Annotated in this window: 10 protein-coding genes; 8 read left to right on the top strand and 2 right to left on the bottom strand. The window is 46.8% G+C overall.

Features of this window, described 5'->3' with window-relative positions; all coding sequences use genetic code 11:
* Positions 1 to 4: 4 nt before the first annotated feature.
* A complete protein-coding gene (locus PQG66_RS21925) occupies positions 5 to 1,753 on the bottom strand; it encodes an SWIM zinc finger family protein (protein WP_272039966.1) in 1,749 nt (582 codons plus the stop codon).
* Between the two features lie 296 nt (positions 1,754 to 2,049).
* Here PQG66_RS21925 and PQG66_RS21920 point away from each other — a divergent pair, with 296 nt between their 5' ends.
* Positions 2,050 to 2,874 carry an endonuclease/exonuclease/phosphatase family protein gene (locus PQG66_RS21920; protein WP_272039965.1) on the top strand — a complete coding sequence of 275 codons (825 nt, stop codon included), beginning with the start codon at positions 2,050 to 2,052 and terminating at the stop codon, positions 2,872 to 2,874.
* A gap of 185 nt (positions 2,875 to 3,059) precedes the next feature.
* Here the strand turns inward: PQG66_RS21920 and PQG66_RS21915 are convergent, their stop codons facing one another.
* Positions 3,060 to 3,887, bottom strand: coding sequence for a methyl-accepting chemotaxis protein (locus tag PQG66_RS21915; RefSeq protein ID WP_272039964.1), 828 nt, complete (start codon positions 3,885 to 3,887; stop codon positions 3,060 to 3,062).
* A 347-nt stretch (positions 3,888 to 4,234) separates the two neighbouring features.
* Between PQG66_RS21915 and PQG66_RS21910 the strand changes: the two genes are divergently transcribed.
* The 7 genes from PQG66_RS21910 to PQG66_RS21880 all read left to right on the top strand — a co-directional run bounded on the left by PQG66_RS21910 (position 4,235) and on the right by PQG66_RS21880 (position 14,208).
* Positions 4,235 to 6,550, top strand: a complete 2,316-nt coding sequence (locus PQG66_RS21910; RefSeq protein ID WP_272039963.1) for a glycoside hydrolase family 88/105 protein — start codon at positions 4,235 to 4,237, stop codon at positions 6,548 to 6,550.
* Positions 6,551 to 6,794: 244 nt separating this feature from the next.
* On the top strand, positions 6,795 to 8,126 hold the full coding sequence (locus PQG66_RS21905; RefSeq protein WP_272039962.1) for an ABC transporter substrate-binding protein: 1,332 nt from the start codon (positions 6,795 to 6,797) through the stop codon (positions 8,124 to 8,126).
* 122 nt (positions 8,127 to 8,248) lie between these two features.
* A complete protein-coding gene (locus PQG66_RS21900) occupies positions 8,249 to 9,199 on the top strand; it encodes a carbohydrate ABC transporter permease (protein ID WP_272039961.1) in 951 nt (316 codons plus the stop codon).
* Positions 9,196 to 10,044, top strand: coding sequence for a carbohydrate ABC transporter permease (locus tag PQG66_RS21895; RefSeq protein ID WP_272039960.1), 849 nt, complete (start codon positions 9,196 to 9,198; stop codon positions 10,042 to 10,044). Before PQG66_RS21900 ends, PQG66_RS21895 begins: the two co-directional genes overlap by 4 nt.
* A 27-nt stretch (positions 10,045 to 10,071) precedes the next feature.
* On the top strand, positions 10,072 to 12,027 hold the full coding sequence (locus tag PQG66_RS21890; RefSeq protein WP_272039959.1) for a cache domain-containing sensor histidine kinase: 1,956 nt from the start codon (positions 10,072 to 10,074) through the stop codon (positions 12,025 to 12,027).
* On the top strand, positions 12,024 to 13,628 hold the full coding sequence (locus tag PQG66_RS21885; RefSeq protein WP_272039958.1) for a response regulator: 1,605 nt from the start codon (positions 12,024 to 12,026) through the stop codon (positions 13,626 to 13,628). The genes PQG66_RS21890 and PQG66_RS21885 overlap by 4 nt, the downstream gene beginning before the upstream one ends.
* 34 nt (positions 13,629 to 13,662) lie before the next feature.
* The gene (locus tag PQG66_RS21880) at positions 13,663 to 14,208 is read left to right on the top strand and encodes a GNAT family N-acetyltransferase (protein WP_272039957.1); all 546 of its coding nucleotides are present in this window, start codon (positions 13,663 to 13,665) and stop codon (positions 14,206 to 14,208) included.
* Positions 14,209 to 14,861: the final 653 nt, after the last annotated feature.

Raw genomic sequence — 14,861 nt, 5'->3', positions numbered from 1 at the left:
AGACTCATGGAATCAGTTTACCTTTCCGAAGCTCTTCCTGCAGGGCGCGTAATCGGCTGTTGCGAACAGCCAGTGTAGTGATGAAATGCTCCCATAGCTCCTCTTGCTTCATTTTTTTATAAATTTTAGACAGTCGTTTCAGCAGCTTCACTGCGGATTTATAACCATCTCTGTTTTTATGTCCAATATATCGCTCTACCGCCTGATGATAGAAGGGTAGCAGCAATTCAGGCTCATCCTTCTCGATCGGTTGCAGGACGGCAACGCGAAATTCAAGAGGTTCAGTGCCTGTACTCAGCTGAAAATCAATCCATCTTCGCCACTGCCCTCGAGAATGCATGGCATCCTCATAGGCAGGGCGAGAGTGAGGAAGCATGCTCACAAGTGTGTCCCACATCCGGTGCTCAGCTTCTGGAACTTGCTGAATGGTCATATCCCACAACCGCATATAGTCTTGCAGCGGGGCATTGCGACGATTCGCTAGCAGAGGTCCAAGCTGTACCAGCCATTCGGCAAGACGTCTCCATTCAGCTGAATCCATTAATGTATGGAGGAAGTGCAGCAGATGTTCTGGAGGAATTCCATAAGCGGAGCTCCCATGGACAAGCTTCTCCCATGCAGATGAATCTTGTTCTAAGTGGTAGTACATCCAGCTTTGTGCTAGAACAAGTGGCAGGGGCAAAGAGACCTTGCGGGTGTTCTTCTCTGCGCCGGGTAATGCTCCCGCAGATGCAGTGTTTTCAGCTTCTATATCATTCAGAAGCGTGAGTTCAGAATGTAACATCTCCTGTTTTCCTTGAAGATGGGGCACCATCCAGTTCAGCCACAGCTTGGAATAGAGCGGCGTGAAGAACATCATGTTAGCCGTCTCGGATAACATCTCTGTCCGTAGATATGCCGCAGTTTCGTTCAGTCTCGCCCAGACTTGCTCAAGTGCCTCACTATTCAACCCGGACAAGTCCAGCGGTTGAAGCAGAAGGGATTCGAGTCCTTTCTGGAGAGCATCTACTGCCAGCTGGGCAGGATAACTTAGATACACGGGTGTATGTGTAATGGAGTTGCGCGCAGGCGGTATACAGTATCGCATGAGGTAGAGTTGGACGTGCAACTCAAACAGCTGTTCCATTGCGGCTGAAAGCTTGGGTTTGATGGCGTACAGTTCATCAGCGGCTTCCTGGATGTAAGCGGTCGTTGCGGTGCCTGTCCCCAGCCGTCTGAGACTGGCACGGAACAGCTCGTGCCAGTCCGGAATGCTCATTCCAGCGAGCGTCATTGCCCGTTCCTTGATTTCGCTGTATTGCTGGCCATTTGCTGAGTTGTTATCTTCGGGTGTGTTCTCTATGTCGGTAGCGCTGCTGAAGCTGTAACTTCTTCTGGAATCAGCACCCATGGGTTTACTGGTTTGTTTCAAGGCGGTGCTTGCGTGTGCATTCACAAGTGCAGGAACTGGACGTCCTTGATGCTCCGCATAATTCATTAGTACAGCGGCCATATGCTTGCATGGAGAGTTGACCGGACAGGTACAATGACTGGTGGATAAAGAATGCATGCGGAGTACCACTTCGTACGCTTCTGCTCCCTGGACCTCGGCCATAACGGACTGAGATTCAGTAAAGGTTAATGGTCCGACACGTTTCTGTTTATAATATTGGAATCCACGCATGATCGTCAGGTTATTAAAGAACTCTGCAACTTCACGAATCAATGTTTGCCACTGCGTGTCATCCATGATCCAATCATGGGGTATGTTCATTATTCCATCTCCTGGGGTAAACATGGGTTAACTAATCATGATACATCGGATATCATAACCTAGATGTTCAATGATTCTATCATATCAGTTATAGGCTTGCTCGTGCATGGCTTATCTGAATGACAAGAGCTCATTTCCGTGAGGAAGAAGGTAACACTATCCGAATGATGTTCTAGCAGACATGCAGAAACACTTCATATTGTGTATGCTATGCTTATCATACGAATTCTTTTCAGGAGCAATGCAAGCTCCGCAGCGGTAACACGAAGACTATATTTTACAACAGGAGAGAGCACATGAAAATTCTTACGCTAAACGTCCATGGCTGGGCAGAAGAAGATCAATTGAAGAAGATCAGTCAGTTGGCTCATTTTATCAATACACAGCAATTTGACATTATCTCCATGCAAGAAGTGAATCAGTCCATTCAAGAGACAGCGCTGTCTCCAGAAGAGCTTCAGACATATACAGCAACCCAGGCAGATGTGACGATCAAAAAAGATAACTACGCCCACGTCCTGCTACAGCAGTTGACCGAAACGTATTATTGGACCTGGATTCCAACCCATATCGGGTTTCGTATATATGATGAAGGGCTGGCGATCCTGAGCCGTACACCAATTCATCGTTCGTTCGGAGAATATGTGTCGCACATGCGGGATTATAGCAACTACCGTACACGCAAAATTGTAGGGATCGAGACTACCGTGCAAGGTAAATCTACTCCGACATGGTTCGTGAATGGACATTTTAACTGGTGGGATGATCAGCAGGAACCTTTCAAGGGGCAATGGGATTTGACGGAGAGTAAGCTTGCACCATATATGGATCAACCGCTGTATCTAATGGGCGATTTCAACAACGTTGCGGAGATTCGTGGAGAAGGCTACGATTACATGATGGAACATGGCTGGAACGATCTCTACGCTACTGCGAAGCAAAAAGACGATGGAGCTACCGTCGTTAAGGCAATTGCCGGATGGGCTGACAATGAACAGCCACTACGAATTGATTATATTTTTGCTAATCATGCTGTACAGGCTCAATCTTCTAAAGTCGTATTGAATGGCGTCCATGGACCCATTGTATCCGATCACTATGGTGTTGCAGTGGAGATCTGATCACACATCATATGAAGCCTCCGCTTCTTTTCCGAACAGGAAAATGAGAGCTGGAGGCTTCCTCGCTGTGATAGAGTATATTCTTATGTAATTCATGTTGTATTAGGTGTTGTCATTTCTATAACTTATGTAAAACCATGAATTTCTCATCTAAAGATTTCAGGCTCGCTTTAATTTTGACAATCTTATTCCAGAGCCAGCATCTGCTGTACAAACTTTTTCAGATTCGAACTAGTCTCGCTAAGTTGTTCAATACTTTGCATAAAATTAGTAACAAGTTTCGCTTGATCCGCCGTTGCTGTCGTTACCTGTCCAATCTCTTGTTCCATATGTTGCATGGAATCCTGTACACTGCCCAGTGAAGTTTCGATATCTGCTGCAGCCTGTTTCGTATGATCGGAGAGTTTGCGCACCTCGCTAGCGACTACACCGAATCCGGCCCCTTGTTCTCCAACACGTGCGGCTTCAATCATGGCATTTAAACCAAGAAGATTGGTCTGCTCTGAAACTTCGCGAATGACATTGGTAACTTTAGTGACATTAACAGAGTTCTCGGAAGCCTTTTGTGAATTTCGTAAAATTTTCTCTGAGGTCGCTGAGAGCTGTTCTGATTGGGCTGCGATTTGTTGAATGCTCCCAACAAGCGCATTAATTGTAGTTTCATTTTCATTGATGAGGGTTTCCAATTTCAGGTGGTGATCAAGTGCATAGTTGACCCCGAGGATGCCGACAACTTGTCCATTTTCTTTCACAGGGATGAGGATAGAGTCAAACGGTCTGCCCTGAAGATCACCAGGCATTCGTACAATCGTGCGTGAATCATGATTAGTTAGCATTTTGAAATGCTTATAATCATCATGCAATTCATCGCCTACTTTTACACCAATATCCAGACTTTCAGCTTCGGAAAAATATAATACCTTCTCATGATCATTAATGGATATGGAGATATCATCACGGAACATTTGACGTACAAAAGGCATGGCATTGACGAGAGATTCAAGAGTATTCAATGTTGATCTGTCCTTTCGGAATAAGAAGTGGATGTTCTCGAACTACTGATATATATCGGTAATAGCTAAATTGGTTTAAACCCCTTATGGAATAAAATAGAGTGTGTTTTTTGAAAAAAGTAGTAAATTCAGAAATGTTGTAAGCGTAAACAAAAATCTGTAGCCACCATGAGAAGTGTCAGTTATACTAGGGTTAATCAACGGTTGTATTGGAAAAAGAAGCGATTGCTTCTGAAGTCAAGGGGTAACCCTAAGGAGGTTAAGCGCTATATCTTCAAGCAAATAGCAGAATAACGTCCTAATTATTTGAACATCAGCTTCTATATGATAGGAAGACATACTCCAACATGAGAGGATTGTGGCATTCGATGACGACTTATTTCAGTGAACCCCAGAGTATGTATTATCGATTCGGAGAAGATCAGGAACAGGTACTGAAGGTACTTGCAGAGAGATATATTGGAGCGAATGCGCAGGCTGATTTCGTATACCGGGTATTTCAGCAGTCCGGGATCCTACAAAATGATGAAGGGTTGTATGATCTCAATTTGGGTGAACGCTTTCCTAATGCTCTCAAGGATCATATATCCTACGCCGCAGCGCTGATCTGGGGGGATGAGAATCGCAACCTGGATGTGCTTGTTCGCTGTTACGGACCGGTGCGTTTTTATTTCAACAATGAGCTGGTCTACCGCTCTACTGTAATAGATGAAATTACACCAGACGCTACTGTGAAAATGGGGATTGATATTGAACCTGGTTGGAACACCGTATGGTTGGAAATGAAAAATACACCAGCCGGTTTCGGCTGCCAGTTCGGTTCCGACGAAGGAAAAGTACGGATCATGAATGTGTTGGCTCCTTTTCAGGAGCGTTCAGGACAAGCGGGCTGGGTCTTCTCCGAGCCTGTTCCATCAGGGCAGATGCAGCCGAACTTGCTCGCAGGTCAAGAGGAGAGCGGACTGAAATGGCTGCCAGAAGTTCAATGGCCTGCCTCAGAGCAGAATACAGCTAATCTTGAACGAATCTATGGTCTACTCTGTGGCAGACATGCTTATGCCTGGACCCAACTGAACAATCGTGATGCATCTGGACACCCGGTTCGTTTATCGGGACAATCCTCTGGCCCGTTACAGATATGGCTTGGCGGCAATTTTATTGCAGAAGTAAACGATGCGGGGCTGTTTGAAGTGGAGATATCAGCTGCATTTGGCCGACATGATCTTCTCATTCGTAGTGAATGTCAGGCTGACGCAGAATCGTGGGGATTTGATCTGAGTGCATCTATCGGAACAGAGCCCATACAGCTGGAGCTTCCGCAGCGGGTGCAGGGGGCCTTGGGTGAATGCTGGTTCTATGCAGGTCCTTTTGAATCAGGAGCTGATCCAGAATTGGCTGATTTGATGCGTATGGATCGCGTGTACCCGACAAGTCCAAGACAGACGAACACAGAGGGGAGCGGTACCTCTACGAGAGCCGAGCAGACATACTGGAGGCTGGATCGGCCAGATGCTTTTATCCGACCTTACTATGAAAATGCGATGTTGAGTAATAAATGGACAGTGGGCAGTGTAACGAACTATGGAAGATGGGACTATCCGCTTGGTGTTACCGTGTATGGACTACTGCAAGCAGGCCGGTATATGCAAAGGCCGGATATTACGCGATATGCGGCTGAACATGTGCAGTCATGCACCCAGATGTATGCTTATTCTCTATGGGATCGTGAACAGTATGGCTTCCCTGCAATTAATCAGCAGCTGATTATGCTGAAAATGCTGGACAACTGCGGTTCCTTTGGCTCAGCAATGCTGGAGGCTTATACCGAATGCAAGGACCCAACCATCCTTCCGATTGCTGATCGCATTGCTGATTTTATGCTTACCCGTTTAGAACGCCGAGCGGATGGGGCATTCTATCGTACTTGCGTGGGAGAGTATGCTGAGAACACGATGTGGGCAGATGATCTTTACATGAGTACACCGTTCCTCGTGCGTTATGCTCGTGTGACGGGCAATTCAGCAGCACTGGATGAGGCGGCAAAACAGTTTTCTCTATATCGCAAATATTTGTTTATGCCTGAGTACAAGATCATGTCCCATGTGTATGACTTCAAATACGAACAGGCCACACAGATTCCTTGGGGACGCGGCAATGGCTGGACTCTGTTCTCCTTGACGGAAGTCTTGGAGGCTCTGCCGGAGGAACATCCGGAGCGCCCGGCGCTTATCGCCTTTTTCAACGAATTATGTGAAGGATATGCTGCCCTGCAAAATGAGAGTGGACTCTGGCATCAGGTATTGAACAACCCACAGACATATCTAGAAGCCTCCTGTACAGCCATGTTTGCTTATGGTTTTGCGCGTGGAGTGCGCTTCGGCTGGTTTAAAGATCCTGCATTGTACATTACAGCGGCTCAGCGCGCTTGGAAGGGACTCGTATGTAACGCTATAGACCGTCAAGGCAATGTGCATGGCGTATGCAGCGGATCGAGATATGCATTCACGGCCGAATACTATGATCAGGATCTGCGTACCGTAACCAATGATAACCATGGAATTGGTATTATGATGCTGGCGGGGACAGAAGTTGCCAAGATGGAGAAATACCTATCGGAGTGTGCAGTGAGCTCCCCAATTGCGTTTGGTGCTTCAGGGCTGTAAAGAATGTGAAGAGGTAAGTAGTAATAAGAAATGATAGAAGTGATTAGAAGAGTATATTAGGAGCGCCATCTTGTCTGTAAGAATGAGCACTACCGGAAGGGTGGATTCCGGTGGTGTTTTTTCTACATAACCCCTTACTTTTTTGAAAGTATAGCTTACTTTTGTTTATGTCATGTCCAGAGACAGGCGATTACAATAATAATGTAAGCGATTTCATTCAAGCGTAAGGGGAGGAAATTTATTCATGATTATCACTAAGAAGTGGGTAACCCTGTTCTGCCTGTCCCTATTATTATTCGCTACAGCCTGTTCTGGAGGAACTTCGGGCACACCAGTATCTTCTGGTGACACGAGCGAAGGTAGTACCTCAGAAAAGATTGAACTACGCATGACCTGGTGGGGATCACAGACCAGACATGATCTGACCACCCAAGTGATTAAGCTTTTTGAAGAGAAGCATCCGGGTATCACGATTAAACCGGAATACTCCGGCTGGGATGGATATTTTGACAAGCTTACGACGCAGGTTGCCGGCTCGAACGCGCCAGATATTATTCAGATGGATTATGCGTTTCTGACGGACTTTGCACGGCGCGGCGCTCTGCTTGACCTGACACCCTATGCTGATCAAGAGCTGGGCATCAAAGATCACGACAAAAGCATGATTACAGCCGGATCAATCGACGATAAATTATATGCCATAACTCTTGGGGTGAACGCGCCAGGTGTCGTATACGATGCAACATTATTCCAGCAGCTGGGCATTGAAGAGCCGAAGGAAAGCTGGACGTGGGAGGACTTCTCGGCGATTGCAGCCCAAATTGCTGCGGCTAAAGGTGAGGGATTCTACGGCACGGCTGACATTTCCGGAGCTACGAACATGTTTGAGGTGTTTGTGCGTCAGTCTGGGAAAGGATTGTTTGAAGATGGCGTCATGACAGCAACAAGTGACCAATTGAAAGAGTGGTTTGAGATGTGGGCTGCACTGCGTGAGAACGGAGGGGCTACATCTGCGGAAGTGACAGCTTCCACAACGAATGCACTGGAGACCAGACCGATTTCTTTGGGTACAGCGGCCATGGATTTTGCGTGGTCCAATCAATTGCTTACGTTCCAACAGGTGAACAAAAATCAGGATCATAAGCTGGGCATTCAAGTGCTACCTCATGGCGTGAACGAACAACGGATCGGCGAGTATCTGAAACCAGGTCAGTTCATGTCCGGGTATTCCAAAACTAAACATCCCAAAGAAGTAGCCATGTTCATTGATTTCATGGTGAATGATCCGGAAGCAACAGCTATTCTTGGTTCGGAGCGCGGGGTGCCTGTCAATGCAAGCATTCGGGAGCAGTTGCAGCCGCAATTGTCTGAGGGAGAAAAAATCATTTTCCAATTCATCGATATCGTATCGAAGCATTCCAGTGAGATTAGCCCGCCATACCCGCAAGGATTCGCTGAAGTAGACACGAGTTTCAAAAGTGCAAGTGAGCAGATCGCTTTTGGCCAAGGCAGCATGACAGATATCATCCATCAGTTTATTGAAGGCGCCCAAGCAACGCTTGCATCCAGCCAGTAAAAAGACTAGAACGTGTAGCTAGAAACGAGTTTAACCCGTATCCATATCGATATCTATGTATGTAGATATAACTGGCAGAAACCGTTCCGAATAACTTCAAATACTGCGGGGAGGTTGCGAAAATGACGACATCACAGGTCAGTCAAGCCAGAATCGAGAAAGTAGCTGCCCGGCGTGTGAAACGTCGCTACGCCCATAATGGAGCCGCCCTTCTATTTCTCGCGCCCTGGCTTGTCGGATTATTGTTCCTGACCCTGGGTCCTATGCTTGCATCGTTATATATTTCCTTTACCGATTACAGTATCCTGGCCGCCCCGAATTGGGTCGGTCTGGATAACTACATCACCATGTTTACGTCGGACAAACTTTTTACGAAGTCACTTCAGGTGACGTTCACCTATGTTGCTGTATCCGTTCCGCTCAAATTGATCTTTGCCTTATTTGTCGCCATGTTGCTCAATAAAGGCATTCGCGGCCTGGGGATTTACCGCACAGTGTATTATATTCCAACATTGCTCGGAGGCAGTGTAGCGATCGCGATGTTGTGGCGCAAAATGCTTGGCGGTGACGGATTGCTTAACAGCGTACTGGCTATGGTAGGCATCAAAGCTCCGGACTGGGTGGCTAACCCGAAGTACGCATTATATTCGATTGTCCTGTTGTCCGTATGGCAGTTCGGGTCATCCATGATCATTTTTCTGGCAGGACTCAAACAGATTCCACCCGAGTATGATGAAGCTTCAGCCGTCGATGGTGCGGGTCCAATGCGAAGATTTTTTTACATCACATTGCCGATCCTGTCGCCAGTCATCTTCTTTAACCTGGTCATGCAGTTAATCACATCCTTTCAATCGTTCACACAGGCTTTCATTATCAGTAACGGGAGCGGAGGTCCGGTGAATTCAACCTTGATGTACTCTCTGTATCTGTACAAAAAAGGATTCTCCTTCTTCCAGATGGGATATGCTTCCGCGATGGCTTGGGTACTGGTCATTCTAATCGGCGTATTTACTTTGCTCGTATTCCGCAGCAGCAAGTTGTGGGTGCACTATGAGGATGGTGGAAAATCATGATTGGACAACGGAACTCTACAGCATGGATTGTCACGAAACATGTAATGATTTCAGTCATCGCCTTCATCATGCTCTATCCTGTTCTGTGGATGCTGGGCAGCTCGTTCAAACCAGGACATATGATTTTTACAGAGACGTGGTTCTGGCCGAAAGAGTGGAATTGGCAAAATTACATGACGGGCTGGTCCGGAATTCAGGGGAATGCCTTTTCCAAATTTCTGACGAACTCTGTTGTTCTATCGCTTGGAGCGGTGCTGGGGAATGTGATCTCCTGCTCGATGGCGGCCTATGCGTTCGCCCGACTGAATTTCCGCTTCAAATCCATCTGCTTCGGGTTGATGCTGATGACGATCATGCTGCCACATCACGTTACGCTAATCCCCCAATATATTCTTTTTAATCATCTAGAGTGGGTGAATACGTACCTGCCACTGGTTATACCAAAATGGCTCGCAACGGACGCGTTTTTTATCTTCCTGATGGTGCAGTTTTTCCGGGGATTGCCTCGGGAACTGGATGAAGCAGCGACTATTGATGGGTGTGGTCCAGTGAGAATCTATACCAAAATCATTATTCCGCTCGCTTTTCCAGCACTGGTAACGACGATGATTTTTACGTTCCTGTGGACATGGGATGATTTCTTCAGTCAATTGATCTACCTGAGCGACGTGAGCAAGTACACCGTTCCGCTGGGACTGCGCTTGTTCCTGGATTCCAGCTCGCAGTCTGATTGGGGTCCGATGTTTGCGATGTCTGTGCTATCCCTTGTGCCATGTTTTATCGTATTTATCGTGTGTCAAAAGTACTTCGTGGAAGGAATCGCGACCTCTGGGCTCAAAGGGTAATTCCATGACGAAACGAGTTGATTCCGTATGCGAAAAACAAGATGGTCTGCCTATATTCATCAAAAACTGCAACAAAGCAAGCTCTCCACATTGATGGTGACTTGCTTTATTGCGTTTAATCTATTGCTTGTCTCAATTATTGTCTGGCTGGCTTATCAATCTTTTTCCGCTGTTACATTTAACGAAATCAGTAAAGCTCGCCTCGCTCTCCTGAACGAGAGCACCAGAAGGGGATTTGATTTTATTACAGGAGTGACGGGCACGGCCTACAGCCTAGCAAGCAACAGGGAATTGTCCAACCTGCTAGAAACGACCAACACGGGCAGGCTGGCACAGATTCATCAGCGGAGAGAGGTTGCACGAATTCTGGATCATACCATGGTGGTGAGTGAAGGGATTACCTCGATTGAGCTGTACACGGATGCTTTTAACGGAGTGAGGGTTACGATGGCTGACCGTATTTTTCCCATAGATACGGTTGGGAGCGATTCGTGGTTTTCCGCGCTGGAGAAGGCAGATGCAGCCTGGGTTCCACTTCCCGAGAACGAGTCGGGGCAATCCCTGGTTGGATATGCGCAGCGGATCTATGACAGTCGGGGAGGAACGGTCGCTTATGTGCTCATTCGGTTGAGCCGGGCAGATATCATACGTAGATTTGCAGATGTACCGATGGTGCTGGATGGCAAAGTGCTGCTAGTCGATACCGCTGGCAATGTGGTGATGCAGATGGGGACAGCTGATCCAGCAGCAGAAGGTGTTATTCAGTTTGAACATACTGATGAGGCTGAATCCGCAGCGGAGCACAAACGAACAGATCGAGAGAGTCAGGAGATTCGAATGACTCCAGGCGATCAGCCAGATTCAGCAGGAATAGTTCGGAACCCTGGTGACCATGCAAATGTTTCTTCTTCTATTATAGATAGCGCATGGATTCAGGAGCATGTTCGCCCTGGACAAGATGGATTTGAAGTGGTATCCGGTGAACCGGGAGGAGCTCAGCTCGTATTGTACTCCAGACCTGCTATGCTTCAGTGGCGTCTTGTGCAGACCATTCCTGTTTATACTTTGTTATCCCCGGTGCGACAAGCAGGTTGGCAGATTCTCGGCATCGCTGTACTTGGACTGTTATGCTCGGCTGTGCTTGCGTATTTGTTTGTGCGGCAGATTATTCGACCTTTACGGCAATTGATCAAGCGGATGAGGCAGCTCGAAAAAGGAGACTTCGACACCCGTGTACGTCTTTCGTTTACAGAGGAATATGCCCATCTCGCTTATGGATTTAACCATATGGCCTCTCAGCTGACCATGCTAATGGAGCAGGTCAAGGATGAGAGCCGCGCGAAAAGGGAAGCCCAGACCAGCTTGCTCGAAGCTCAGATCAAACCCCATTTCCTATACAATACGCTCGATATGATCCACTGGCGTGCCCTCGATTATGAGGCCAAAGACATCAGTCGTATGATTGTACAGCTGAGCAAGCTGCTACGGATTGGACTAAGTGGGGGCAGATTGTTTATCCGTGTAAGGGATGAATTAGAGCATGCGCGTTGCTATGTTAGTATTCAATCTGAACGTCTGCCGTTTTCCATTCAGTATCAGGAGCGTATTGATCCACGGATACGAGGGTGTTATATTCCCAAGATCATTTTGCAGCCTTTTATTGAGAATGCCGTGATGCATGGACATCCAATAGAAGGAACTTTGCGCATTCAGGTATGTATGGAGGAAGCAGAGGGAGCTCTTTCTGACATCATGATACGAATCACGGATAATGGACAAGGCCTGCCGGAGCTTTGGAACATGGATGATGCGCGAGGGATCGGTGTCCGCAACGTGCATCAACGTATACAGCTATATTGCGGGCAAAGGTATGGTGTGCAGTTGAGCAATGGAAGTTCAGGCGGTGTAGAGGTGAAAATTACGCTGCCGCGTATTGAGACCGAAGAGCAACTAAATCTTTGGCTGGACGGTGAAAAAGGATGAAAACCATTATGCTTGTTGATGATGACCCGCATATTATTAAAGCGCTGACCGAGCATATCGATTGGCCCTCCTTGGGCCTGAGCATTGCTGGTACAGCGGCAAACGGGTTGGATGCACTGGAGCTGTTCCACCGCGTGCATCCCGATCTTGTTATGACCGATGTATACTTACCGGGCATGACCGGCCTTGAAGTGACGCAGGAGTTACGGCGTGACTATCCCCTCTTGCCGATTATCATCCTTAGTGGATATGACGAGTTCGAGAACGCGAGAGCGGCCATGCGCTGGGGCGTGAATCATTTTTTGCTAAAGCCGGCGGAGGTCGAGGAGATTGAGTCTGTGCTACAGGAGGTGCTGCTGGAACAAGATGTGCGTGAGCGGCACGAGCGACTGGAGCGGACGTATAAACAAGAAGTGGGAAGGGTGCTCCCTTATCTGCGTAAACAGTTTCTTCATGAGCTTCTGACCACGCGTTATCGCGCGGATGAATTATCCGAGGCTCGTATGGAGTATATCGGCTTTCGGATGTGTGCCAAGGTTCGTGTCGTAAGTTTGCAGTTAAATCGTCCAGGTTTTATGACACGAATGAAAGAGCGGGACTGGCAGCTTTTGCGTTATGGGGCGGCAGATATTATTCAGGAGACAGTGAAGGATTGGGCATCTCGTATGGTGGACTGTCAGGTGGAGGTAGTTGATTACTCGGATCAGGTCTTTGTGCTGCTGATGCTTGATGATCGGGATTGTTTGGAGGAATTGCAGACTCTGGTGGGTCAGATGGTGGAACAGATTTTTACGTACCTCAAGATTGAGGTGAGCGCCGGGATTGGTCGGTTGAAAAGTCATCCATGCGAGGTCATCGATTCGTATCTGGAGAGCAGGGAAGCGGTAGAGCGGGCAGAATTCCAAGGGGGTAGTCGATTATATCAATATGAAGAAACAGAGGAGATGGAGCGGAGTGTGACCGATTATTCTCTACTGCTTCATCAATGGAATGAGGTCTGGACAGATATGCGAGTCAGTCTCGCGGAAGAAGTATGGCTTCAAATATTCCATTTGCTGAAGGCAGAGAACTGTGCGAGCATTCAGGATGCGCAGGTGATCGCTGTCAGTTTATTTGATACAATGATGCACAGCTGGAAAAGGCAGCACCCTATGCTGACACCGCCGCTCGCGATGAGTGACTTTCTGCGTGAAATCCAATCGAAGTATGCTTTGCATGATCTGATCAGCTGGCTGGATCGTGTAATTCGAAGTTGGCTGGATCAGATTCGTAAGGAGGTAGGTGAGAAGAAGAGCAACAAGCTCATCGCTCAAGTGAAACAATATGTCGAGGAACATTACGCAGAGGAGATCAGTTTCGAAGCGATTGCGAAAAGTCTTTTTGTGCACCCCAAATATTTGAGCCAGTTGTTTAAAAGGGTGACCGGAGAGAATTTTGTCAGCTACCTGAATGGATACCGTGTCCAACGGGCTTTGGAGCTTTTGCAGTCGGGACACTATATGGTGTATGAAGTGAGCGAGATGACCGGGTTCCGCAATGCGACGTATTTTAGTCAGGTCTTCAAGATGTTAACGGGGAAAAGTCCCTCGGAAGTTGGTTAATTCTATTTTACTATGAAAGGCGTAATGGATCTGGATGATTATCAATGAACAGGATTATGAAATTAAAGGTATGCAGTATACCGTTCGTTCAGCTGTGGAAGAGGATGCCCGTTCTTTGAGTTCACTTCGTGTGCAGCTGGACGGGGAGACGGAAAATATGGATCGTGAAGCAGGAGAGGCTTATATTGATGCTGCTGGTTTCAAAGAGCTTATTCGGAAGGACTCGGAGGAGCGTAACAATCTGTTTCTAGTTGCCGTGGTAGCAGGTAATATTGTAGGTTATTGCAGGTGTGCAGGATCAGAGTTAAAACGATTTTCTCATCAGGTAGAGTTTGGAGTATGTGTTGCTCGCTCTTTCTGGGGATATAGCATAGGCAAAAACCTCTTAAAGTTGTCTTTACGGTGGGCCGATGGAAACGGGGTAGAGAAGGTAACCTTAAAGGTACTTGCAACGAACGAGCAAGCAATACGATTATACGAGTCAAATGGTTTTATAAGAGAAGGGGTCCTTAAGCGGGATCGACGTCATGCGGATGGAAAGTATTATGATACTGTCGTAATGGGCAGGTTTCGTTTATGAATGGCTCATGAGGAATAAGTATAGTTTATTTGGATTGCAGGATGCAGATCAGGTTCAGACTTGTTTATGAATAGAGGTACTTACAATGGACGAGAAGATGGGTGTGATGATCGAGGTAGGGAATGATTTTCTTATATCATAAGTGTTGGTCTACAGTCTCGGATGTCCATGGATCGTGATTGGTGTAGAGTTCGGTGTAGATTCAAATGATGTTGAGCCGGGATAATATCCTACTACGAAACGAATATGCGGGTATTCGAATTAGGCTTTACTATTTAAATTTAATGTATTGAATGGTACAAGATCATGATTTGAATAACTATTTGTTTGTGTGGGATATTTTACAAGTTGTCATCAAGTTGGGTATATGATATATTCTAATTCCAGCCAAGAAAACACGGTTTACATCGTGCGGCGAGCCAAGTGAAGAAACACAAGCTTCGAAAGAAACTTGAAAAAAAGAGCTTGCAAAGTTGGTTTGGAAGTGATATGATATAAAAGTTGCTGAGACGAACTGGTTTCGGTAGCAAAAGAAAAGTTTGATCTTTGAAAACTGAACAACGAGTGAGTAATGATCTTGCTTGCAAGATCAACAATGAGATTTTTAATCTCGTCAGATTCAAAATGAGCTAATCGCTCTTTTCAATACTTTA

The sequence above is a fragment of the Paenibacillus sp. JJ-100 genome (assembly GCF_948329825.1).
Taxonomy (GTDB): domain Bacteria; phylum Bacillota; class Bacilli; order Paenibacillales; family Paenibacillaceae; genus Paenibacillus.
This window is presented reverse-complemented; position numbering and strand designations above follow the sequence as displayed.

Bases quoted from the DNA above. Each gene is read 5' to 3' on its own strand.
- PQG66_RS21910 (WP_272039963.1), top strand. From the start codon at position 4,235: ATGAGAGGATTGTGGCATTCGATGACGACTTATTTCAGTGAACCCCAG.
- PQG66_RS21880 (WP_272039957.1), top strand. From the start codon at position 13,663: ATGATTATCAATGAACAGGATTATGAAATTAAAGGTATGCAGTATACC.
- PQG66_RS21925 (WP_272039966.1), bottom strand. From the start codon at position 1,753: ATGAACATACCCCATGATTGGATCATGGATGACACGCAGTGGCAAACA.
- PQG66_RS21900 (WP_272039961.1), top strand. From the start codon at position 8,249: ATGACGACATCACAGGTCAGTCAAGCCAGAATCGAGAAAGTAGCTGCC.
- PQG66_RS21905 (WP_272039962.1), top strand. From the start codon at position 6,795: ATGATTATCACTAAGAAGTGGGTAACCCTGTTCTGCCTGTCCCTATTA.
- PQG66_RS21885 (WP_272039958.1), top strand. From the start codon at position 12,024: ATGAAAACCATTATGCTTGTTGATGATGACCCGCATATTATTAAAGCG.
- PQG66_RS21895 (WP_272039960.1), top strand. From the start codon at position 9,196: ATGATTGGACAACGGAACTCTACAGCATGGATTGTCACGAAACATGTA.
- PQG66_RS21920 (WP_272039965.1), top strand. From the start codon at position 2,050: ATGAAAATTCTTACGCTAAACGTCCATGGCTGGGCAGAAGAAGATCAA.
- PQG66_RS21890 (WP_272039959.1), top strand. From the start codon at position 10,072: ATGCGAAAAACAAGATGGTCTGCCTATATTCATCAAAAACTGCAACAA.